Source organism: Ancylobacter novellus DSM 506, assembly GCF_000092925.1.
GTDB classification, from domain to species: Bacteria; Pseudomonadota; Alphaproteobacteria; order Rhizobiales; family Xanthobacteraceae; genus Ancylobacter; species Ancylobacter novellus.
The window spans coordinates 697,177-718,364 of sequence record NC_014217.1; the positions used below are offsets into that span (position 1 = coordinate 697,177).

The following is a 21,188-nucleotide window of genomic DNA, read 5'->3' on the forward strand; positions in this document are numbered from 1 at the left end:
CTTTTTTGTTCAGCGGCCCGCGACGGCGAGCGCGAAGGCATAGACCAGCGCGGTCTCTTCCAGCCGGTCGAAGCGGCCGGCGGCGCCGCCGTGTCCCGCCTCCATATTGGTGCGCAGCAGTAGCGGGCGGTTGTCGGTCTTGAGCTCGCGCAGCCGCGCCACCCATTTCGCCGGCTCCCAATAGGTCACGCGCGGATCGGTCAGCCCGGCGAGGGCGAAGATCGCCGGATAGTCCTCCGCCGCGACATTATCGTAGGGCGAATAGGCGCGGATGGCGGCGAAGGCTTCCGCGTCGGCGATCGGGTTGCCCCATTCCGGCCATTCCGGCGGGGTGAGCGGCAGCGTGTCGTCGAGCATGGTGTTGAGCACGTCGACGAAGGGCACCTCGGCGACGATGCCGGCGAACAGCTCCCGGCGCATATTGGCGATGGCGCCCATCAGCATGCCGCCCGCCGAGCCGCCATGAGCGACGATGCGGTCGCGGGCCACGACGCGCTCGCTCACCAGATGCTCGGCGGCGGCGATGAAGTCGGAGAATGTGTTCGGCTTCTTCGCCAGCTTGCCTTCGCGGTACCAGCGCCAGCCCTTCTCGGTGCCGCCGCGTATATGGGCGATGGCATAGACGAAGCCGCGATCCACCAGCGAGAGCCGCGAGGTGGAGAAGCCAGCCGGGATCGAGATGCCATAGGCGCCATAGCCATAGAGCAGGCAGGGCGCGCTGCCGTCGAACGGCGTATCCTTCGCGAAGAGCAGCGAGACCGGGATCAACTCGCCATCCGGTGCCGGCGCCATCAGCCGGCGGGTGACGTAGCGCTTCGGGTCGTGGCCGGAGGGCACTTCCTGCCGCTTGCGTAGCACGCGGGCGCGGCTCGCCACGTCGTAGTCCCACACCTCGGAGGGCGTGGTCATCGAGGAATAGGTGAAGCGGATCTCGGTCTTGTCGAAGCCGTAGCCGGGATCGAAGCCGAGCGAATAGGCTTCCTCGGCGAAGGCGACGCTGTGCTCGGCGCCATCGGCGAGCGCGCGCACGACGATGCGCGGCAGCCCGTCCTCACGCTCCAGCCGCACCAGATGGCCGCGGAAGGCGCTCTGCGAGAGGATCAGCCGGCCGGGCTTGTGCGGGACGAGGTCGCGCCAGCCGGCGCGCCCGGGAGCGGCCAGCGGCGCGACGACGATCTTGAAGTCCTCGGCGCCGTCGGCATTGGTCTCGATGATCAGGCTCTCGACGCCATCCAGCGAAGGATGGTGCTCGACGCCGTAGCGCAGGCTCGGCTCGCGCGGCTCGACGAGGACGGGCGGGGCGAGGGGGGCGTCGAGATCGAGCAGCCACACCTCGCTGGTGTCGTGGTCACCGCAGGAGATGAGACCGAAGCGGCCCGACTGGGTGCGGCCGAGGCTGACGAAGAAACCCTTGTCCGGCTCCTCGTAGATGAGAATATCCGTGGCGGGATCGGCGCCGAGCGCATGCCGATACACGAAGCTCGGGCGATGCTCGGCGTCACGGCGGATGTAGTAGAGATAGGTGCCATCAGCGCTCCACAGCACGTCGCCGGTGGTCTCGCCGACGAGATCAGGCAGGTCGGTATCCGCCGCGATGTCGCGGACGCGCAACGTGTAATACTCGGATCCCGCCTCATCCGCCGTCCAGGCGTAGAAGCGGTGGTCGGGCGACTGGCGGGCATCGCCGAACTGGAAATAGGCCTTGCCTTCGGCGAGCGCGTCGCCGTCCAGCAGCACCGTCTCGCCGGCGACCGCGCCGGCCGGGCGGCGGCAGATCAGCGGATGCTGGCCACCCTCGCGGAAGCGGGTGAAATAGGCAAAGGGGCCGTCCGTCGCCGGCACAGAGGAATCGTCCTCCTTGATGCGGGCGCGCATCTCGGCGACCAGCGTGCGCCGCAGCTCGGCATGCGGGGCGAACCAGCCGTCCGCCGCCGCGTTCTCCGCGTTAAGGAAGGCGCGGATGTCAGGTGCCAGCACGGTCGGGTCGCGCATGACCTCGCGCCAATTGTCGGCGCGAAGCCAGGCATAGGGGTCGACGAGCGTCTGCCCGTGGAAGCTGCGCACCAGCGGCGGGTGGGCGGGCGCAGAAGCGGCAATTCCGCCGGAAGCCTCGCTCCTCACGAGGCCGCACCTTGCGCGGCCGGCTCGTCGGCCTTGAAGGTCATGGCAACGCCGTTCATGCAGTAGCGCATCCCGGTCGGGCGCGGCCCGTCCGGGAAGACGTGACCGAGATGGGCGTCGCAGGTGGCGCAACGCACCTCGATACGGTGCATGCCGTAGGAGTGGTCATGATATTCCGTGACCGCCTCGGCATCGACCGGCTGGAAGAAGCTCGGCCAGCCGGTGCCCGATTCGAACTTGGCGTCTGAGCGGAACAGAGGCGCACCGCAGCACACGCAGCTATAGGTGCCCGGCTCCTTCTGCGACAGATGCGGGCCGGAAAACGCGCATTCGGTGCCGTGGCCACGGGTCACGCGGTACTGCTCGGGCGTCAGAAGGGCGCGCCACTCCGCGTCCGTCTTCACCACCTTTGGCCGGCCGGATGTCTGGTTCATGGGAAATCCTTGAGGTTTTTCGCTGAGATAATCGCCCACCCGCTTCCCGGCAAGTGTTGAGGCCGTTCACGAAGTCTTGGCTTCGCACGTGCAGCGCAGGCGCGGTGCATACAATGCGTCGGCTTGACGGATTTGAGCTTTCGCAAACAATGCGAGAGCCTGTCCCTTTTGGGGAAGGGAGCGGAATTGCGTTTAATTTTGCTCGAAAAATCTTGTGATCGGCTCTTTCAAAGTCTATTTATCGCCATGTATCCGGACGTGGACTGAATACGTTTCGTGACGACGTATTGTTGCGCGCTGGGGCGGATGCGAGAGGGCGCCTGCGAGCGGTGCTCGGGTTAATCGATGTCATTGAAGATTGTATCATGAGCGACACCAAGGACGCCGACAGCTATATCGAACTGGCCGCCGATATCGTCTCCGCCTATGTGAGCAACAATTCGGTCTCGGCCAATGACCTGACGGCCCTTCTCGGGGACGTACACGGTGCGTTGCAGCGCGTTGGCAAGGGCGATGCGGAGCCCGTCGCCGAGCCGGCCAAACCGGCGGTGCCGATCAAGCGTTCCGTGGCGCCGGAATTCATCGTCTGCCTCGAGGACGGGAAGAAGTTCAAGTCGCTGAAGCGGCACCTGCGCACGCAGTACAACCTCACTCCCGAGGAATATCGCGAGAAGTGGGGCCTTCCGGCCGACTATCCGATGGTCGCACCCAATTATGCGGCGGCGCGCTCGGCGCTCGCCAAGGAGATGGGCCTCGGCCAGCAGCGCCGCCGCGCCGGGCGCGGCTGAGCCATTCGGCGGCCTCGACAGGCGATCCTGCCGTCCGGCGGCATTGCCGGATGTGCATCAGCTCGTACCCGGCCGCATATGCGGGCGCGTCCGGGCGATGATTTCATTGTTTCCGTTCATCTTTTCAGCCTCGGCCATGAGCCGGCGCAGTGCCGCGTGGCGGATGGCGTCGTAGCCGATGCCGCAGCGGGCGGCGCGGCGCTCCGTTCGCAGCAGCCGCCTGAGCGCTGTCTGACGCTCCTCCCGTGTCCGGCCCAAAAAGGGGCGCAGCGCTTTCGCCCGCGCGGCGATGGCGTCTTCCGGCTCTTCGGTCCGCACCGCCCGTATGCGGCGCTTTCGATGATGCGATGACATGGACGATCCTCCTGCCGCGAGTATCGGTGGAGGTAGCTAGGGTGCGGATAAATTTCCTATCTCATGGCCTATGGGAAAAGGCCGCGTCATTCTATGTGCGCTCGTTTAAGGCAATGTTCATCTTTTGTTCTTGATCACTTTCGGCATCAATAATAGGCTTAAATTCCTTTTAAGGAGTTTGCCGATGATCCGATCCCCCGATCCCGCAGGTGCCGGGCCCTGCCTCGTCGCGGCGCGGTTTGCCGCCGAGGCTGTCCAGGTGCCGTTCGATGCACTCATGCATGAAGGCCGCCGCGACCGGCGCTGCTCCTCGGCGCGGGCGCTGGCCATGTACCTTGCCCATGTCGGGCTCGGCCTGTCGATGAGCCGGGTCGCCCGCGACTTCGGCCGTCACCGCTCCACCGTCGCCCATGCCTGCCGCATGATCGAGGAGCGGCGGGAGGTCGCCGGCTGGAACGACCATGTGGCGGCGCTGGAGGACGAGGTGCGGGGCGCGCTGGCCCGGGGAGGCGTCCATGGCTGAACGAAAACTGGCTGAGCGCAAGCTGGACCGGATCGAGGTCGAGATCGCCGGCGAGCGCAGCGCCGTCACCATCGACCTGGAGGAAAGCCCGCTGGGCTGGCTGGCGCGGCGGCGCGGACGGGACGGGAGGATCTTCATCTCGCCGGCGCAGCTCGTCGCTGGCGAGCGGCTGCGGGCCGATTTCACCCGTGCACAGATGACGCCGAGATTGACCGCCGATTGGGGCGCGGTGGCGCGCTCGTCGACGCGCGGCGCGCCGGGGCTCACCATTCCCGAGGCGGCGCTGGCCGCCCGCCAGCGGCTCTCGCGCGCGCTGGAGGCGGCGGGGCCGGAATTCTCCGGCCTGCTGATGGATGTGTGCTGCTTCCTCAAAGGGCTGGAGCAGGTCGAGCAGGAGCGCGGCTGGCCGTCCCGCACCGCCAAGGTGGTGCTGTCGCTGGCGCTCGATCGGCTGGCTCGGCATTACGGGCTGAGCGAGGCGGCGCAGGGGCCGGCGCGCTCGCGCACCCGTGTCTGGAAGGCGGGGGATCAGGCGCCCTGAGCGGTCTCGGCCAAGGTCCGGCGGGCATCGGCGCGGATGCGCTCGACCATGGAGCGCAGCCCGTTGGAGCGCTGCGGGGTGAGGTGGTCCTTCAGCCCGATGCGCTCGAACACGCCGGCCGGATCGGTGGCGACGATGTCGCGGGCGGCGCGGCCAGAGTAGAGCGCCAGCAGGATGGCGATGAGGCCGCGTACGATATGCGCGTCGGAATCGCCGACGAAGGCGAGGCGCGGGCCGTCCTCGCCCCGGCTCACATCGCTCACCAGCCAGACCTGGCTGGCACAGCCCTGCACCTTGGTGCGGTCGCTCCGCTCCTCCTCGGGGAAGGGCGGCAGGGTGCGGCCCAGCTCGATGAGGTAGCGGTAGCGGTCGTCCCAATTGTCGAGGAGCTCGAAGTCCTCGATGATGCTGTCGATCTTTGTGGTCATAAGCGCCTCTCGCCTCCCGCATATAGTGGCGCAGGGGCGGCAGGCGCAATGCTTCGGCGGGTTTTCGCGTTCAGGCCGGGCGCTTTGGCGGCAGCGGCACGGCGTTGGCGGGAGCGGCCGGGCGGGCCTCCGCGGGGTCCGGCGCGGAAGGCGCCACAAGGGCGGCCGGCAGCTTCGGCCCCTGCCAGTTCGGGCTGAGGTCGTGGGTGGTAAGGGTGTCGCCGGTCGGCGCGCCAAGGGCGCGGGTGGCCGCCTTGCGCTTCTCCTCGAGGATCTGCTCGGAGAGGTAGCTCAGCGCGAAGCGGGCGCCGGCCTCGGCGCGCTCCGAGATCATGGCGATCAGCCCGGCGCCGATGGTGCAGGCCTGCGGCTGGCGTTCGCAGAAGCCTCCGGCATCCGCGACCGCCGAGGAGGCGGCGGACAGGGCTTCGACCGCGCTGACCTGCGGCTCGCCATTGCCCGAGGCGCCGTGCGGCGACGGGCCGCCGGTCACCGCCGGCAGCAGCAGAAACACGATGGTCAGCCAGAAACCGATGCGCAGCAGGAAGAACATGATCCTTCTCGCGGTCTTCGCCGAGGGAGCCCTTTGAACCTTTCAGGAGGTGCACAATAGCGACCACGGGTTGCTCAACATGTGTTGGAAAAGCGCAGAATCCGACGATCGCGGAAAGCCGGTGTTAAGTACGTCGCCGCTTTTAGGGTTCGCTTAAACCCCGCATGGCACAGTGCGGGCTCCTGGCGCCGTCGGGCGCACCACGATTCGGTTGCCATGCCCCGTTCCTATGCAAGCGACCTCCTGGTGGACGACATCGACCTCGACGGCGAGCGCGTCGCTGGTCGTCCCTATCGTCCGAGCCGCCGGCGGTCCGACCTGTTCATGATTGCCCTTGCCGGCACGGCGAGCGCTGCCGTGCTGTTCAATGCGCTAGCCTTGCAGCAGGGCCGGTCCGGAGGGGCTCGTTCCTCGGCGGTGCCGACCCCGGCCGCGGCGCCGGCCGATATCCGCCAGGTGCACAATCCCGCGCCCGTTGCGCCCGCCGCGCCGGCAGCCGCTCCCGCGCCGCAGCCGGCGGCTGCCATGACCCCGCCGGCCGCTGCCACGCCGGTCGCACCACTGCCCCCATCCAAGCCGGCGCCGCCGCCCCGCGCGGCGGCTCCCGCGCCTGCCGCCGCCACGCCCGTGGCGATCGCCGCTCCCGCCGCCGCGCCGAGCATCGCCTCGCTGCTGCCACCTGGCGAGGTGCCGGTGTCGCCGCGCATCGTGGAGATTCAGAAGGCGCTGGCCCGCCTCGGCTACGGCCCGCTTCGGGTCGACGGGCGCACCGGCGAGGCGACCAAGCAGGCGATCGAGCGCTTCGAGCGCGACCGCCGCCTGCCGGTGACCGGCGACGTCTCCGACCGGCTGATCCGCGAGCTGAATGCCGTGGCGGGCCTTTCCATCCAATAGGTCGGGCGATGCGGCTGAAAAGCGCGATCTTCGTCTCCGCGCTGGTGCGCCGGGCCAATGGCGTCGGCGCCTTTGCCGCCGTCCGCCGGCGCGGGGCGGAGGAGGCGGGGGCGATCTTCGTCAAGGTGGCGACGCTTGACGGCCGTGCCGCGCTCTACGGCCCGGCGTTGCCCTCGCTCGATGCCGAGCCGGAGCCGGGCGCGCGGCTGTTCCGTTCGCTGGTGGCACCCGGTGCGCCCGAAAGCGAGGCGGAGGAGCGCATGGCGCGCGAGATCGGCTTCGATCCCGACCTGTGGTTCGTCGAGATCGAGGACCGCGAAGGCCGGTATTTCCTCGAACTGAGCGAAGGCTGAAAGCTTTCAGCCGTTACGGCGGCCTCTGTCAGCGGCGTCCGCCGCCGTCTGCGGCGCGGGATGCGGCTGCGCGAAGCTGCGCATGGAGGGCGTTTCCTCCGCCCGCTCGCGCGGAATGCGCCGCCCGGCGCGCCAGGACGCCACAAGATGCTGCGCGCTGGCGGTGGGGAGACTGTCGAACATCTCGGCGAGGCGCGTCATCTGAGCCGCCGAGCGGCCGGCGACGGGGTGCAGTCGGAACAGCACGCGCGACAGGATGGCGAAGGACAGGCCGAGCGCCCGCGCGGCGACGGCGAGCGCCTCGCCGGTCGCATCCGCGACGATGCGCTGCGCATTGGCTTCCGTGATCCCGAGCGTGCGCTCCAGCAGCCCGGCAACATCGTCGGCGCTGCTGGCCTTGGCGGCATCGAGCAGCATGTCGATGAAGCCGGGCGGCGGCGCGGCCACGCGCTCGGCCAGCGGCAGCGGTGGCAAGGTGACGAGCCGGGCGACGAAGGCGGCACGTTCCTCCGGGCCCGCGGCGAAATAATCGATCGGCGGGACGGGAGCCGGGGCGGGGGAGGGCTCGGCGTCGGTTGCCGGCAGTGCTGCCGTCTCCGGCTCGCTGGCCGGGACTTCCGTGATCTCCGGCTCGGCGTTCACATCCATGGCGGCTGGTTCCGGCGGAGCGGCGTCAGCCTCGACGACCACCGGGGCATCGGCGGTCTCGACCGGAGGAACGATCGGCTGATCGGCCGCGCTTTCAACGTCCTCGCCCGGCGCGTCGTCGGGCGCCGCCGCGACCATCGGCTCCGCCTGCGCGACTTCCTCGCCGCGGCGGTGCACCAGCTCGGCGATGCGCTTGGCGAGCGTCGGCGAGACGTCCCGACGGGCAGCAATTGCCGCGAGGTGCGAGGGCCCGGCGCTTTCGGCGAGATGGGCGAGGTCGGCCTCGTCGAGCACCGGTGACAGGCGCAGGAACGGCCCGGCGATGGAGAGCGGCGCGGTAGCAAGATGCAGCACCAGCGCGCGTGGCACATCCGGATGCGGCGCCAGCTCGCGCACGATGCGGGCGGCGACCGGTGCGTCCACCGCCTCGACGAGGCGGGTCGCGAGGGTGACGAATCGCGCGTCCGCCGCCTCGTTCCGGATCGGCCGCTTCACGAACTCCTGCACCAGCAGGCGCAGCATGTCCGGGCGCGTGTCTCCGGGCGGCCGGCGCAGCTGGTCGTTCGAATCGGAAGGGCCGGAGCCGGATGTGGAAGACATGGGCGGCGGGCTGCTCGATAAGGGCATTGCGATCCCGGACGGGGCGCGAAACCAAGCTAAGTGGCGAACGTTAGAAAGGCGTTAACCATAATGACCCCTACTGGGTCATGTCCGGTTGATGGAACAGCGGAGGGCGCGATGGGCGCGGTGATTCCGTTTCCGATCCGTCGGACGCAGGGCGAGACCCGTGGCGTCCGTGTGCCGCCCGATTATCCGGGCGAGGTGGTCATTCTCCCAGTGGTGCAGTTCCTGCGCCACGAGCCGGTGCCGCTGGCCCCGGTGAAGCCGGCGGCGCGGGAGCCGCTATGACGGCGCGCCGCACGTAGCGGCGTCCATCCGCGCCTTGACCTCGTCACGGGCGCCACGTTCGCGCACCATGGCGCGGATGAGAACGATACCCTCGTCATCCGGCGACTCGACGATGAGGCGGTCGGCAGCAGTGACCTCCTCGTCCTCCGGCAGCGCGGCGCGCTGCTTCGAATTCATCAGGTCCAGTTCGATGATGCTGCGCCCGGCCGAGCGGTCGTTGATGGCATAGAAGGGAAGCCCGTAGCGCGTGTAGAACGACACCGAGGTGTAGTCTTCGGTGGTCGGCACGCGCACCTTCAGCGGGCCTTCGCTCAGATTGTAGAGGCACACGGCCGAGACGAAGGCCGGATCGGTCGCTGGCAGCACGGCGCCGAGCGCCGACGGGTCGTCGATCTGCGCCACCATGTTGGCGCTGCCGACGGCGGAGAGCCGGGCATAGGCGTCCTGTTCGGCTAGATAGGGCAGGATCAGCACCGCCACGAGATGGACGATGCCGCCGAGCACGAGGCCGGCGACGATGGGCAGGACCAGCCGCTTCATCGGGCAAAACTCCGGGCGCCTGCAAGGCTCCGGGCGGTGACCGTCATGAGCTTCGCTCCCATGGGCAGTGCTCGACCAGCAGCCGCGGCATGTCCGGGGCGTCGCTGGTCCGGTTGGCGAGGCCGACGGGGGTATCGTAGAGGCGCAGCGTGAGGACGATGCGATCACGCGCGCCGGTCGGCAGCCAGTTGCCCGGACGCGCCCGCGGTCCGAGCGCGACGTCGAGCGTGCCGTCGCGGTTCCACACCACCTCGGCGCTGGTGAAGCCGGTGCGCTCGGCGGCGTTCTCGATCAGCCGGCCCTGATTGTCGGTGGCGGTGAGCGTCCAGAAGCGCGCCTGCGGCAGGCTGCCGGACAGGCGGATGTCGCAGCGCCCGTCGAGCGCGCGACCATTGGAATCGGTGGTGGCGGTAAAGGCAATGCCGTCGGCGAGTTCCAGCGGCAATTCGCCGGCGCGGGCGAGCGCGGCGCGGGCGTAAGGGTCTGCCGTCTCGGTGCCGGCCTTCGGCCAGGTCTCCCACGGTCCCGAGCGCACCAGCCCCGGCCCGTAGCCATTCACCGTGGTCACCCAGGTGAGGCCGAGGCCGATGACGGCGCCAATGGCCAGTGTCAGGAGGAACAGCAGGGAACGCACGGGTCAGGACAATCCGGTGGAGCGCGTCCCATGCATGGGCGCAGGACGCGCGAAGGTCAATCGCGGCGAAACGTCAGTTGCTGCCGACCGCCGGGGTGGCGGCAAGCTGCCCCGGCTCCATGGCGGCGGTGGGGCGGCGCACTGGCTGAGTCGCCGCTTCGCGCAGCCGGGCGGAGAGCGCCATCAGCCGCTCGGCGGAGGCCGGGGTGAGGGTGACGGGACGCTGCACGCCCTGGATGTCGAGCGGCGTCGCCTGCGCCACCGCGCCATCGAGCACCGGCGCCGGCTGGTTGCCCAGGCCCGGCGTCGGCTTCAGCTCGATGCCCTGATGGGCGAAGGCCATCACCTTCTGCCAGGTCATGGCCGGCAGCGTGCCGCCGGTCATCTTGCGGGTCGGGGCGTAATCGTCATTGCCGAACCAGATCGCCCCCACGTAATTGCCGGTGAAGCCGACGAACCAGGCGTCGCGATAGGCGTTGGTAGTGCCGGTCTTGCCGGAGACCTTGGTGCCCGGGATCATGGCGCGCCGGCCGGTGCCGTTCTCCACCACGCTGTTCAGCATCGGGTTGATCATGGCGATGATGTCGGGCGGGATCACCTGGTGCGGCTTGGGCCCGTTCTGGGCGAAGCTCCAGACCGGATCGCCCGCGGGCGTGCGCATTTCGATCACCGCATGCGGGTCGACCGACATGCCGCCGGAGGCGAAGACGGCATAGCCGGTCGCCTGGTCGAGTACCGTCACCTCGGCAGCGCCGAGAGGGAGCGCGCGGGTGATCTTGAGCTCGCTCTTCACGCCCATGGCGTGGGCGAGATTGACGATGCGGCCGCGCCCGATGGCTTCCGCCAGCTTCACCGCCACCGTGTTCAGCGAACGGGTCAGCGCCGTGATCAGCGGGATCCGGCCGGCATAGGAGCGGCCGTAATTCTGCGGGCACCAGTTGCCGATGCAGATCGGCCCGTCCACAACGATGGTGTTGGGCTTGTATTTCCCGGTCATCAGCGCCGCGGTGTAGACATAGGGCTTGAAGGACGAGCCTGGCTGGCGCAGCGCGTCGGTGGCGCGGTTGAACTGGCTCTCGCCATAGTCGCGCCCGCCGACCATGGCGCGCACGGCGCCGTTCGGCTCCATCACCACCATGGCCGATTGCGACGCGCCGTAATCCTTGCCGAACTGCTTCAGGCTGTCACGGATGGCGGTGTCGGCCGCCTTCTGGATGTTGGGATCGAGCGCCGTGCGCACGATGAAGGAGCGCTCGGCATAGCCCTTGGGCAGGGTGTCGACGATGCGCTTCACCTGGTCGAAGGCGAAATCGAGATAATATTCCGGCAGATCGTCCTGCTTGCGGTCGATCGGCGTCGCCGGGTTGCGGCGGGCGCCGAACACCTGGCCCTCGGTCATGAAGCCGGCATCGACGAGGTTGTCGAGCACGACGCTGGCGCGCCCGCGCGCCGCCGGCAGGTTGACATGGGGGGCGAATTTCGACGGCGCCTTGAACAGGCCGGCCAGCATGGCGGCCTCTGCGAGGTTCACGTCGCGGGCGGACTTGCCGAAATAGTACTGCGATGCCGCGTCGACGCCAAAGGCGCCGCCGCCCATATAGGCGCGATCGAGATAGAGCTTGAGGATCTGGTTCTTGGTGAGGTGGAACTCCAGCCACAGCGCCAGGAAGGCTTCCTTGATCTTGCGCTCGAGCGTGCGCTCGTTCGACAGGAACAGGTTCTTGGCCAACTGCTGGGTGATGGAGGAGCCGCCCTGCACCACGCCGCCCGCGCGCGCGTTCGACAGCACGGCGCGGAAGGTGCCGGGGATGTCGATGCCGAAATGGTCGTAGAAGCGCCGGTCCTCAGTGGCGAGCACCGCCTTGATCAGGTGGTCGGGGAATTCCTCCAGCGGCACCGTGTCGTTGTGGCGGATGCCGCGCTCGCCGATGGTGTTGCCATAGCGGTCGAGGAAGGTGACGGAGAGCTCGGCGCGCTTGAGCCAGTCGTCCGAGGTCTCGCGGAACGCCGGGACGGCGAGCGCCAGCATAAGCACGGCGCCGACCGTGCCCCAGGTCATGCCCTCGGAGGCGAGCGAGATGCCCCAGCGCGCCGGGCCCTGCACGTTGAAGCGCTCGGTGAAGGCGACGAAGCTGTCCCAGGTCGAGCGCAGGCCGACACCCCCGGAATAGATGGTGCTGTCGATCCAGGAATCGATGGCCAGCAGGACGTTGCGCAGCCGCCAGCGCCCCTTGGATGGCGGGGGCGAACCTTCCGGCGCGCCTTCGGGCGTCGTGCCTTCCGGAGCCCCCTCCGGCGCATCGGTGTTCGGCGTGTCGTTCAAGCCCGTACTCTCCTGGCCGCCCGTGGCGACGTTCCGCCCTTATAGCCGAGCCTCCGCCGCTGCACGAGGGCGGCATGAGGGCTCGCAATGGCGAAACGGTGGGGCTATCTAAGGTTTGAACGGCGTTTGGGAAAGCGGGGCCGGCCCGCTCCGGCGCCTCACGGATTCCCATGGCCGATACCGACACCGCGCCGTTCTGGCGCACCAAGTCATTGGAAGAAATGGACTCTTCCGAGTGGGAGAGTCTGTGCGACGGCTGCGGGCGCTGCTGCCTCGTCAAATTGCAGGACGAGGACACCGAGGCCATCGCCTATACCGACATCGGCTGCAAGCTGCTCGACGAGTTCGGCTGCCGCTGCCGCGACTACCCGAACCGGCAGGCGCAGATCGAGGACTGCGTGCGCCTGACGCCCGAGACCGTGCGCGCCATCGACTGGCTGCCGCCCTCCTGCGCCTATCGGCTGGTCGAGGAGGGGCGCGACCTCTACTGGTGGCACCACCTCGTCTCCGGTGACAGGGACACGGTGCACGCGGCCGGCGTCTCGGTGCGCGGCAAGGTGGCGGCGCTGGAGGACGAACTGCCGCTCGAGGACTTCGTCGACCACATGGTGCGCTGGCCCCTGCGCCTGCCACGTGGCGCCATGCAGCGACCGGCCGCGCAACGGCGGAAGGGCTGAACGGCGCTCAGGGTCGGTTGCCCGAGCTTTCCGAACGCCGTCAGCGCACCAGCGGGGCGGTCAGCAGCACGATGGCGAAGGTGCCGACCACGGCGGCGCCGACGCGCGGGACCAGCCCCTCGCAGGCGGTGGTCTCGACCGTGCGCCCCAGCAGCGCGCCGAAGCCGATCCAGCCAAGCGCCACGCCGGCGACGAGGCAGCCGAAGGAGAGAAGGTAGGCCCAGCCGTAGTCCGCCTGCAGCGGCACGACGGCGAGGGCGAAGACAATGGCCTTCGGGTTGAGCAGCGTGGTCAGGAAGACGCGGGCGGGGGTGACGATGCCGGCGACCAGCGCCGGCCGCCGGGCGCCGGGCCAGAGCTTCCAGGCGAGCGCGACGAGATAGGCGCCGACGGCGAGGCGCAGGGCGATGCCGAGCGACGGCGACGCCGCCACGGCCGGGCCGAGCCCGTAGCCGATCACCGAGATGGCGATGAGATAGCCGGCCGCTTCCGCCGGCACGAGCGGCAGCGCCTGCCGGAAGCCGGCGGAGGCGGCGCCGGTGGCCAGCAGCGAATTGGTCGGTCCGGGAGTCGCGAGGATAGCGAGCGCGGCGAGGGCGAACAGCAGGGGATCGGTCATACCGTCGCGTCTAGCGGCGCCGGCCGCGGCGGGCATCGGGGGCAGTGCTTAGACAATAGGGGGTGCGGCAGCGAGCCGCATCGTCCGTCGTTCCGGACGGTCGCAGGCCGATCCGGGATCGTCATCGAAATGGAGGGCGATCCCGGCTCTCCGCTGCGCTTCGGCCGGGATGACGGTATTCTCAGGGCGAGTGGAGGAACGATCCGGCCTTCACAGCGCCAGCACGCTCTTGTCCACCTGGGTGATGTCCTTCACCCCCGTGAGCGCCATGGAGACGTCGAGCTCCTTGCGGATGATATCGATCGCCTTGGCGACGCCGGCCTGGCCACCCGCGGCGAGCGACCACAGGAAGGCCTTGCCCATCAGGCAGCCCTTGGCGCCGAGCGCCACCGCCTTGAGCACGTCCTGGCCGGACTGCACGCCGCCGTCGAACCAGATCTCGCTCTTGCCCCCGCCGATGGCGTCGACGATGCGCGGCAGCGCCGAGATGGAGGCGACGGCGCCGTCGAGCTGACGGCCGCCATGGTTCGACACCACGATGGCGTCGGCGCCGGTGGCCGCGGCCATCTTCGCGTCCTCGACGTCGAGCACGCCCTTGAGGATCAGCTTGCCCGGCCAGATGGAGCGCACCCATTCGACGTCCTTCCACGACAGGGAGGGGTCGAACTGGCTGCCGATCCACTGCGACAGGGTGGTGAGGCTGTCGCCGCCGGGCACGCGGTCGGCGAGGTTGCCGAAGGTGCGGCGCTTGCCGCCCAGCACGCCGAGCGCCCAGCCGGGCTTGGTGGCGATGTCGATCGCATTGGCGAGCGTCAGCTTGGGCGGCACGGACAGGCCGTTCTTGATGTCCATGTGGCGCTGGCCCTGGATCTGCAGGTCGAGCGTCAGCACGAGGGCCGAGCATTTGGCGGCCTTGGCGCGCTCGATCAGCGATTCCGAGAACTTGCGGTCGCGCATGACGTAGAGCTGGAACCAGAATGGCTTGTCGACCGCGCCGGCGACGTCCTCGATCGAGCAGATCGAGACGGTGGAAAGGGTGAAGGGGATGCCGGCGGCCTGCGCGGCGCGGCAGCCGTGGATCTCGCCATTGCCGTGGAACAGGCCGGTGAGGCCGGTCGGCGCGATGGCGAGCGGGAGCGCGACCTTCTCGCCGATCATGGTGGTGGCGGTCGAGCGGTCGGAGACGTCGATCATCACCCGCTGGCGCAGCGGGATGGCCTCGAGCGCCGTGCGGTTGGCGCGGATCGTCACCTCGTCATAGGAGCCGCGGTCGGCGTAGTGGAAGATCGCCCGCGGCACCTTGCGCTTGGCGATGGCGCGAAGGTCCTGGATGTTGGTGACGACGGCCATGGCGTGTTCCTCCCCCGGAACGTTTTCGGGGGAGGCTGGTACCTCCCCCGATCGGCGTCAATGGTGGATGACGAGGCTGGTGAACGGCCAGACATAGGCCTGGAGCGTGACCAGCATGCCGACCAGCACCGCCAGCGCGATGGAGTGGAAGAACACGTAGCGCAGGATGATGCCTTCCGAGTTCTGCCAGCCGGTGGCGGTGGAGGCGACGACGATCGACTGGGCGTCGATCATCTTGCCCATCACGCCGCCCGACGAATTGGCGGCCGCCATCAGCGTCGGGGAGAGGCCGAGCTGCTCGGAGGTGATCTTCTGCAGACCGCCGAACAGCACGTTGGACGCCGTGTCCGAGCCGGTGAGCGCGACGCCGAGCCAGCCGAGCATGGTGCCGAACAGCGGGTAGAACGGCCCGGTCATGGCGAAGGCGAGGCCGAGCGTGGCGTCGAGGCCCGAGTAGCGGGTGAGGAAGCCCAACGCCAGCATGATGGCGATGGTGGCGAGCGAGTAGCGCACCTTCCACAGCGTCTTCAGGTAGATGCGGACGAGCGCCAGCGGCGAGTAGCCCATCAGCAGGCCGGCGACGATGGCCGAGGCGAAGATGCCCGAGCCTGTCATCGACAGGATGTTGAAGGTGAACACCGCGGCTTCCGCATGCGGCGCGGCGACCACCGGCGGCACCTTGAAGACGAGGTTGTGCAGGCCCTCGAACGGGATCTTCGAGATGAAGATGGCGTCGAGCGCGGCCTTCACCTGCGGGATGCCCCAGGCGAAGACGAAGACGGTGAGGATGGCCCAGGGCAGCCACGCCTTGATGAGCGCGCCGGTCGAGGGACGCGCGCCGGAGAGGTCGGTCGCGCTCTTGGCCGTGGCGCCTTCCGAGCCATCGCCATTCGTGCGGCCCTTCAGCGCGGTCGAGGTCCAGAGCTTCTTCGGCTGCCAGACGCGCAGGAAGGCGACGAGGCAGATCATCGAGACGATGGCCGCCACCACGTCCACCAGCCAGGGGCCGTGGAAGTTGGAGACCAGGAACTGCGGCACGGCGAAGGAGATGCCGCAGACCAGGATGGCCGGCCAGATCTCCATCATGCCGCGCCAGCCGGCGAACGCCCAGATCAGCCAGAACGGCACGATCAGCGAGAAGAAGGGAAGCTGGCGGCCGATCATCGCCGAGAGGTCGAGCAGATCGAGCCCGGTGACGGCGGCGAGCGCCATGACCGGGGTGCCGAGCGCGCCATAGGCGACGGGGGCGGTATTGGCGACCAGCGACAGGCCCGAGGCGGCGAGCGGCGAGAAGCCGAGGCCGATGAGCAGCGCTGCGGTGACCGCGACCGGCGTGCCGAAGCCCGCCGCGCCCTCGAAGAAGGCGCCGAAGGAGAAGGCGATGAGCAGGAGCTGCAGCCGGCGGTCGCCGGTGATGCCGGCGATGGAGCGCTGCAGCGTCGTGAACGACCCGTTGGCCTCGGTGAGCTGGTGCAGGAAGATGATGTTCAGCACGATCCAGCCGATCGGCATCAGACCGTAGGCGGCGCCGTAGCCGGCGGCGAGGCCCGCCTTGTCGGCCGGCATGCCGAACATGAACACGGCGATGACGAAGGCCGCCACCAGGCCGGCGAAGGCCGCGACATGCGCCCGCATGTGCAGGAAGCCGAGGCCGACCAGCATGACCACGATCGGCACGGCGGCGAGCAGCGTCGACAGCGCCATGCTGCCGAAGGGATCGTATACCTGGTTCCAGGTTGCGAGGGTTTCTGTCACAAGCGTTTCTCCGGGGGCGGGGCGGACGGAGTTTTCTCTCCGCTTCTGGCGTTCGCTTGGGCGCGGCGGGTGCCGGGCCGGCCCTCCGCATGGGAAGGGTTACAAAAAAGTCTCGCTTGGTAAGTTCTTCTTACCATTCAAGTCAATTGGTCCACGGATTAGCCTTTGGTCGAGTGTCGTTGACGGCGACCGGGAAATAACGTTGGAAAAACAAGACGGCGGAGGGGAGACCGTGGAAGGGCTGCGCACACCGAAACTGGCCGAGGCGATCGCCGAGCACATTGAGCGGCTCATATTGGAAGGCGTGCTGCGGCCGGGCGAGAAGCTCGCCAGCGAGCGCGACCTCGCCGAGCGGCTGGAGGTATCGCGCCCCTCGCTGCGCGATGCGCTGGAGATGCTGGAGAAGCGCGGGCTGCTCGCCACCAGCCGCGACGGCACGCGGGTGACGCAGTTCCTCTCGGGCCTCACCGACCCGCTGGCGGGGCTGCTGCAATCCAACGAGCAGGTGACGGCGGATTATTTCGAGTACCGCGCCGCGGTCGAGCGCACCGCCGCCGGGCTGGCCGCCGTGCGCGCCACCGCGCCGGAGCGGCAGGCGATCCGCGAATGCCTCGCCGAGATGGCGGCGGCGCACGAGGCACTGGATGCGGACCGCGAGGCCGAGGCCGATATCGTGCTGCACCGGCTGATCTACGCCGCCTCGCACAACCTCGTCATCCTGCACGTCATGCGCGCCTTCTCGGAGATGCTGAGGCGCGACATTTTCTTCAACCGCACCAGCCTGTTCGCGCAGGCCGCCTTCCGCGACGCGCTGCTCGCCCAGCACAAGGCGATCGGCGAGGCGGTGGTGGCGGGCGATCCCGACGCCGCCGAGCGGGCGGTCTACGAGCACCTGAAGTTCACCGGCGACACGGTCGAGAAGACCCGTGTCGACGCCGCCCGCGTCGACCTCGCCGTGCGCCGGCTCAACCGCTCGACGCTGCTGTCGGGGTGAGGGGGTCAGCGCTCGCCGCCGCGTGCCTCGATCATCTTCCAGCCGTTCCCCGACGGATCGCGGAAGCTGGCGTCCACATTGCCGTAGCGCTCTTCCGGCGCTTGCGTGAACTCCACGCCGAGCGCAGCCAGCCGGGCATGGGCGGCCCGGCAATCGTCGACCGCCAGCACCAGCGGGGGCATCGCGCCCTTGGCGACGATCTCGGCCACGGACTGCGCCGTCACGGCGTCCAGCGTCGGGACGTGCGGCTTGAACAGGCCGAGCTGGAAGAACGGCTGCTCGGGATGCTCCACGGTCAGCCAGCGATAGTCGCCGTTGCGCACGTCCGTGTGGACGCGGAACCCCAGCTTGCCGACATAGAACTCGACCGCCTCGTCCTGGTCGCGGACATAGAGACCGACCACTTGAATGCCCTGGCTCATGAGACCTCCATCTGTTGGGTCTTCTTGATAGGCGCCGGGTCCTGTCGCCGCTTCTCCGAAACTGCGATTGTGAGGCCGGGCCGCAGGGCGGCGTTGACGAAGCAGGCGGGTGTGGGGCCGGGCCGGTCGGGCATGGCCTGCACGCAGGCCCGCATGTCGCTCGGGCTTCGGCCATAGACGTCGCGGAACACGCGCCCGAACGTGCCCAGGCTGTTCCAGCCCGCCTGGAAGGCGATCTCGATGATGGGGGCGTCGGTGTCGCGCAGCAGCGATCTGGCGCGCTCGAGCCGGCGCGTGAGGAGGTAGCGGTGCGGCGGGACGCCGAAGGCTGCCTTGAAGGAGTGCGCGAAATGCGCCGGTGAGACGCCGCTGACTTTTGCCAGCCGCTCCACCGGCCAGGCCTCGTGCGAGGCCGCGTCCATATGGTCCTTGGCTCGCAGCAGGCGACGCAGCAATTCGGCGCTCTGTCCCTGCCGCATCCTCATGCCCCCGGATGCTCGGCGATGGCCTCGGCGCGGGTGACCTTGTGCAGGCCCAGCACCATGGCGCAGCCCAGCCCGATGGCGGCGGTGCCGACGATCTGGAGCGGCGAGAGCGTCTCGCCCAGCAGCAGCGTGCCGATCAGCACCGCGACGCCGGTGACGGCGAACTCGACGCTGACCGCGCGGGTCGGGCCGATGGAGGAAAGCAGGGCGAAATAGACGACATAGGTGAGCCCGCTCATCACCGCACCGAGGATCAGCAGGTAGAGATAATCCACCGGCGCCGGCCAGGCCGGGATCGGCACGACGAAGAGCAGCGGCAGGCAGACGACACCGCCAACGAGGAAGGAGCCGGCCGTGATCTCAATCACCCCGGCATCCTTGAGCTTGTGGCCGACATAGACGCTGCCGACGGCCGCCGAAAAAGTCGAGATGAGCGAGGCGAGGCTGCCGAGGATGAAGTCGGTGGTGATCGGCTGCGAGGGAAAGCCGACCAGCATGACCACGCCGACGACGCCGAGCGCGATGCCCAGCGCGGCGCCCGTCGTGATCGGCTCGATGCCGAATATCCGCGCCACCAGCATGGAGAAGATCGGGATGGTGGTGACGATGATCGCCGACATCGCCGTGCCGATCAGCGGCAGGCCGTAAAGCAGCCCGACCAGCTGCAGCACCACGGTGGTGAGGCCGACGAAGACCAGCGGCTTGAAGCCGAAGCTGAAATCAAGCCGGCGTCCGGCGAGCCTCGCCCCGGCGAGCAGCACCACGCCGGCGATGAGGCAGCGGAAGGCGACCGTGGCGCCCCAGCCGAAGGCGTGGATGGCGTGAATGGCGACGAGGAAAGAACTGCCCCAGGTGAGGGCCAGGAAGATGTAGGCGGTGATGTCTCTGGGGCTCATGAACGACACGCCGGCACGCGGGACGCAGCCCGGAGGGCCGACGGCGCCGGAACGTAGCCGGGCGCGCGCGGCTGTCAATGCGTCGTCGCGGCAAGAGAAGCGGCAGGTGAATAGGTGGGTATTGCCGCACAACCGTTGCCCGCGGCGCGGCGAGCGGCTAGACGTCTCGGCATGAAATCGATCGACAACTTCCACGACCGCCAGAAGACCTCCGCCGACGCCAAGGCGCGCCTCGTCGCCAAGCTCGCCTCCCGGCCCCGCGCCGACGATCCGGCCGTGCTCGCACGGGCCGCCGAGCGCAAGGCCGCGGCCGAGGCACGCGAGGCCGCCCGCATCGCCCGCAAGGAGGCGCAGGCCGCCGCCGAGCTCGCCGCCCGTCAGGCCGCCGCCGAGCAGGCCGCCGCCGCCGAGGCCGAGAAGCAGCAGCGCGAGGCCGACGCCAAGGCCCGCCGCGACGAGCGCTATGCCGCGCGCAAGGCGCGTGTCGGCAAGCGCTGACCTCAGCCCGCCGCCGAACCCAGGCCCCGAGCTTCAACCCGCCGCGCGCTGGCCGGCGAACTGGCCGCCATAGCCGCGCTGGGGCACGCCGAGCGTCTGCTCGAGGATGAGCTGGCACACCTTCATGCCGGCGCGCAGGCGGATCGGCCGCGGGCCGAGATTGATGATCTCGAGCTGGATGCGCCCCGTTGAGCCGGCATGGATGGTCGGCGCGGTGAGATGCACGATGAGCCCGATGCGGGCGAGCGAGCTCTTGCCCTCGACGCGGGCGGCGAGGCGCGCCCCGGCGCGCAGATCCACCCGCTCCAGCGTCCAGCCGAGCACCAGCCGGCCGGGCGCGAGCACGAAGCCGTCGGGCCCGATCTCGATGTCGTCGGCCATGCGGGTGATGGCCTCGCGGAAGGAATAGCCAGGGCCGGCCGGGTCGATGACCGGGTCCTCGTCGTCGGCCGGCGGGCGGTAGAGCGTGAGCCGGCTGTCGAGCCTGAGATCCACCCCGTTCGGCGCATAGAACTCCGCCGGCGGCACCGGCTCGATGGTCACCGAGCCTTCCGCCATGGCGTCGAGAATGTCGCGGTCGGTCAGGATCAAGGCCGGCCATCCCTCGATTTCTGTTGCAGCGCAACGATCGGTAACACGCTTTGCGCCGAGGGGGAACGTCGGCGCGGGCGCCGGCGTTGCGGCGCCTCGCGGGAGCCGCCGCAAATCGTCGCCGTGCGTTGCAATAGCGGCCGTGCGTGGCTGCAATGAAACGGGCTTGAGCCGGCGAGGCGAGCGCGCCAATTCATAGGGAGATCATTTCTTGCGGCGCATGCCGCTCATTCGGAGTTCCCCATGACCGCCCTTCCCAAGCTCCTCGGCATTTCCGGCAGCCTGCGCTCCGGCGCCTTCTCCACCGCCGTGCTGGAGGCCCTGAAGAAGGCGATCGCGCCGAAGGCGGAGCTCACCGTGCTCACCCTCAACGACGTGCCGCTCTACAATCAGGACGAAGACGGCGCGACCCAGCCTTCCGGCGCGGGGGCGCTGCGCGCGGCTATCGCCGCGGCGGACGGCGTGATTTTCGCCTCGCCCGAATATAATTACGGCACCTCCGGCGCGATGAAGAACGCCGTCGACTGGGGCTCGCGGCCCTACGCCAAGGGCGCGCTGATCGGCAAGCCGGTGCTGGTCGTCACCTCCTCGCCGGGCTCGACCGGCGGCATCCGCGCCCAGGCGCAGCTGCGCGAATCGCTGAGCGCGGCGGGCGCGCGGGTGGTGACCTATCCCCACCTCGCCATCCCCAATGTCGGCGAGAAGATCAAAGACGGCGAGTTCGCGGACGAGAAGACCCGCGCCTTCCTCGCCGGCGGCGTCGACGCGCTGCTGAAGGAAATCCGCCTCGCCGCGCTGGGCAAGGCGGGCTGAGGCATTCTGATTCAACCCGTCATCCCGGACGGCCGAAGGCCGATC

General features: G+C 69.1%; 26 protein-coding genes. 10 read left to right on the forward strand and 16 right to left on the reverse strand.

Annotated features, from left to right (window positions below; all coding sequences use genetic code 11):
* Nucleotides 1-9: 9 nt before the first annotated feature.
* Nucleotides 10-2,121, reverse strand: a complete 2,112-nt coding sequence (locus tag SNOV_RS03350) for a S9 family peptidase (protein WP_013165501.1) — start codon at nt 2,119-2,121, stop codon at nt 10-12.
* Nucleotides 2,118-2,555, reverse strand: coding sequence for a peptide-methionine (R)-S-oxide reductase MsrB (gene msrB, locus SNOV_RS03355; protein ID WP_013165502.1), 438 nt, complete (start codon nt 2,553-2,555; stop codon nt 2,118-2,120). The genes SNOV_RS03350 and msrB overlap by 4 nt, the downstream gene beginning before the upstream one ends.
* 365 nt (nt 2,556-2,920) lie before the next feature.
* Here msrB and SNOV_RS03360 point away from each other — a divergent pair, with 365 nt between their 5' ends.
* A complete protein-coding gene (locus SNOV_RS03360) occupies nt 2,921-3,343 on the forward strand; it encodes a Ros/MucR family transcriptional regulator (protein WP_013165503.1) in 423 nt (140 codons plus the stop codon).
* A gap of 57 nt (nt 3,344-3,400) precedes the next feature.
* On the opposite strand, the gene SNOV_RS03365 is transcribed toward SNOV_RS03360, so the two are convergent.
* On the reverse strand, nt 3,401-3,697 hold the full coding sequence (locus SNOV_RS03365; RefSeq protein WP_187291093.1) for a hypothetical protein: 297 nt from the start codon (nt 3,695-3,697) through the stop codon (nt 3,401-3,403).
* A gap of 184 nt (nt 3,698-3,881) precedes the next feature.
* Between SNOV_RS03365 and SNOV_RS03370 the strand changes: the two genes are divergently transcribed.
* Nucleotides 3,882-4,220, forward strand: coding sequence for a helix-turn-helix domain-containing protein (locus tag SNOV_RS03370; protein ID WP_086012041.1), 339 nt, complete (start codon nt 3,882-3,884; stop codon nt 4,218-4,220).
* Nucleotides 4,213-4,761: a DUF6456 domain-containing protein gene (locus SNOV_RS03375; RefSeq protein ID WP_013165505.1), complete on the forward strand. Its 549-nt coding sequence runs from the start codon at nt 4,213-4,215 to the stop codon at nt 4,759-4,761. Before SNOV_RS03370 ends, SNOV_RS03375 begins: the two co-directional genes overlap by 8 nt.
* On the opposite strand, the gene SNOV_RS03380 is transcribed toward SNOV_RS03375, so the two are convergent.
* Nucleotides 4,749-5,189 (reverse strand): SufE family protein, encoded by a 441-nt coding sequence (locus SNOV_RS03380; RefSeq protein WP_013165506.1) that lies wholly within the window; start codon nt 5,187-5,189, stop codon nt 4,749-4,751. The genes SNOV_RS03375 and SNOV_RS03380 overlap by 13 nt on opposite strands.
* 70 nt (nt 5,190-5,259) lie before the next feature.
* The gene (locus SNOV_RS03385) at nt 5,260-5,742 is read right to left on the reverse strand and encodes a DUF5330 domain-containing protein (RefSeq protein WP_013165507.1); all 483 of its coding nucleotides are present in this window, start codon (nt 5,740-5,742) and stop codon (nt 5,260-5,262) included.
* A gap of 216 nt (nt 5,743-5,958) precedes the next feature.
* On the opposite strand from SNOV_RS03385, the gene SNOV_RS03390 reads away from it, so the two are divergent.
* Nucleotides 5,959-6,636: a peptidoglycan-binding domain-containing protein gene (locus SNOV_RS03390; protein ID WP_013165508.1), complete on the forward strand. Its 678-nt coding sequence runs from the start codon at nt 5,959-5,961 to the stop codon at nt 6,634-6,636.
* A gap of 8 nt (nt 6,637-6,644) precedes the next feature.
* Nucleotides 6,645-6,989: a DUF1491 family protein gene (locus SNOV_RS03395; protein ID WP_013165509.1), complete on the forward strand. Its 345-nt coding sequence runs from the start codon at nt 6,645-6,647 to the stop codon at nt 6,987-6,989.
* A gap of 6 nt (nt 6,990-6,995) precedes the next feature.
* Here the strand turns inward: SNOV_RS03395 and SNOV_RS03400 are convergent, their stop codons facing one another.
* The gene (locus SNOV_RS03400; protein ID WP_049785690.1) at nt 6,996-8,237 is read right to left on the reverse strand and encodes a DUF2336 domain-containing protein; all 1,242 of its coding nucleotides are present in this window, start codon (nt 8,235-8,237) and stop codon (nt 6,996-6,998) included.
* Nucleotides 8,238-8,375: 138 nt separating this feature from the next.
* Here SNOV_RS03400 and SNOV_RS23710 point away from each other — a divergent pair, with 138 nt between their 5' ends.
* A complete protein-coding gene (locus tag SNOV_RS23710; RefSeq protein ID WP_013165511.1) occupies nt 8,376-8,546 on the forward strand; it encodes a hypothetical protein in 171 nt (56 codons plus the stop codon).
* On the opposite strand, the gene SNOV_RS03405 is transcribed toward SNOV_RS23710, so the two are convergent.
* From SNOV_RS03405 to SNOV_RS03415, 3 genes are all read right to left on the reverse strand, one after another.
* Nucleotides 8,541-9,086, reverse strand: a complete 546-nt coding sequence (locus tag SNOV_RS03405; RefSeq protein WP_013165512.1) for a DUF1254 domain-containing protein — start codon at nt 9,084-9,086, stop codon at nt 8,541-8,543. The two genes, SNOV_RS23710 and SNOV_RS03405, sit on opposite strands and share 6 nt — an antisense overlap.
* Before the next feature lie 43 nt (nt 9,087-9,129).
* The gene (locus SNOV_RS03410; RefSeq protein ID WP_013165513.1) at nt 9,130-9,720 is read right to left on the reverse strand and encodes a DUF1214 domain-containing protein; all 591 of its coding nucleotides are present in this window, start codon (nt 9,718-9,720) and stop codon (nt 9,130-9,132) included.
* A gap of 73 nt (nt 9,721-9,793) precedes the next feature.
* On the reverse strand, nt 9,794-12,043 hold the full coding sequence (locus SNOV_RS03415; protein WP_013165514.1) for a transglycosylase domain-containing protein: 2,250 nt from the start codon (nt 12,041-12,043) through the stop codon (nt 9,794-9,796).
* Between the two features lie 170 nt (nt 12,044-12,213).
* On the opposite strand from SNOV_RS03415, the gene SNOV_RS03420 reads away from it, so the two are divergent.
* Nucleotides 12,214-12,720, forward strand: coding sequence for a YcgN family cysteine cluster protein (locus tag SNOV_RS03420; RefSeq protein WP_013165515.1), 507 nt, complete (start codon nt 12,214-12,216; stop codon nt 12,718-12,720).
* Between the two features lie 40 nt (nt 12,721-12,760).
* Here SNOV_RS03420 and SNOV_RS03425 read toward each other — a convergent pair whose 3' ends face one another.
* From SNOV_RS03425 to SNOV_RS03435, 3 genes are all read right to left on the reverse strand, one after another.
* Nucleotides 12,761-13,339, reverse strand: a complete 579-nt coding sequence (locus SNOV_RS03425) for a LysE family translocator (RefSeq protein ID WP_041781948.1) — start codon at nt 13,337-13,339, stop codon at nt 12,761-12,763.
* 210 nt (nt 13,340-13,549) lie between these two features.
* Entirely contained in the window at nt 13,550-14,689 is a 1,140-nt protein-coding gene (locus SNOV_RS03430; protein ID WP_013165517.1) for an alpha-hydroxy acid oxidase, read from the reverse strand.
* A 57-nt stretch (nt 14,690-14,746) separates the two neighbouring features.
* A complete protein-coding gene (locus tag SNOV_RS03435) occupies nt 14,747-16,393 on the reverse strand; it encodes an L-lactate permease (RefSeq protein ID WP_049785691.1) in 1,647 nt (548 codons plus the stop codon).
* A 253-nt stretch (nt 16,394-16,646) separates the two neighbouring features.
* On the opposite strand from SNOV_RS03435, the gene SNOV_RS03440 reads away from it, so the two are divergent.
* A complete protein-coding gene (locus SNOV_RS03440; protein ID WP_244412845.1) occupies nt 16,647-17,438 on the forward strand; it encodes a FadR/GntR family transcriptional regulator in 792 nt (263 codons plus the stop codon).
* A 5-nt stretch (nt 17,439-17,443) separates the two neighbouring features.
* Here the strand turns inward: SNOV_RS03440 and SNOV_RS03445 are convergent, their stop codons facing one another.
* Genes SNOV_RS03445 through SNOV_RS03455 form a run of 3 tightly spaced genes read right to left on the reverse strand, consistent with a single transcriptional unit; the run spans nt 17,444 to nt 19,241 of the window.
* The gene (locus SNOV_RS03445; RefSeq protein WP_013165520.1) at nt 17,444-17,860 is read right to left on the reverse strand and encodes a VOC family protein; all 417 of its coding nucleotides are present in this window, start codon (nt 17,858-17,860) and stop codon (nt 17,444-17,446) included.
* Nucleotides 17,857-18,345 carry a helix-turn-helix transcriptional regulator gene (locus SNOV_RS03450; protein WP_013165521.1) on the reverse strand — a complete coding sequence of 163 codons (489 nt, stop codon included), beginning with the start codon at nt 18,343-18,345 and terminating at the stop codon, nt 17,857-17,859. Before SNOV_RS03450 ends, SNOV_RS03445 begins: the two co-directional genes overlap by 4 nt.
* A complete protein-coding gene (locus SNOV_RS03455) occupies nt 18,342-19,241 on the reverse strand; it encodes a DMT family transporter (RefSeq protein WP_013165522.1) in 900 nt (299 codons plus the stop codon). Before SNOV_RS03455 ends, SNOV_RS03450 begins: the two co-directional genes overlap by 4 nt.
* A gap of 171 nt (nt 19,242-19,412) precedes the next feature.
* Between SNOV_RS03455 and SNOV_RS03460 the strand changes: the two genes are divergently transcribed.
* Nucleotides 19,413-19,739 (forward strand): DUF6481 family protein, encoded by a 327-nt coding sequence (locus SNOV_RS03460; RefSeq protein ID WP_013165523.1) that lies wholly within the window; start codon nt 19,413-19,415, stop codon nt 19,737-19,739.
* Between the two features lie 33 nt (nt 19,740-19,772).
* Here the strand turns inward: SNOV_RS03460 and dcd are convergent, their stop codons facing one another.
* Nucleotides 19,773-20,330, reverse strand: a complete 558-nt coding sequence (gene dcd, locus SNOV_RS03465; RefSeq protein WP_013165524.1) for a dCTP deaminase — start codon at nt 20,328-20,330, stop codon at nt 19,773-19,775.
* Between the two features lie 243 nt (nt 20,331-20,573).
* On the opposite strand from dcd, the gene SNOV_RS03470 reads away from it, so the two are divergent.
* Nucleotides 20,574-21,143: an NADPH-dependent FMN reductase gene (locus SNOV_RS03470; RefSeq protein WP_013165525.1), complete on the forward strand. Its 570-nt coding sequence runs from the start codon at nt 20,574-20,576 to the stop codon at nt 21,141-21,143.
* The last annotated feature ends 45 nt before the right edge of the window (nt 21,144-21,188 follow it).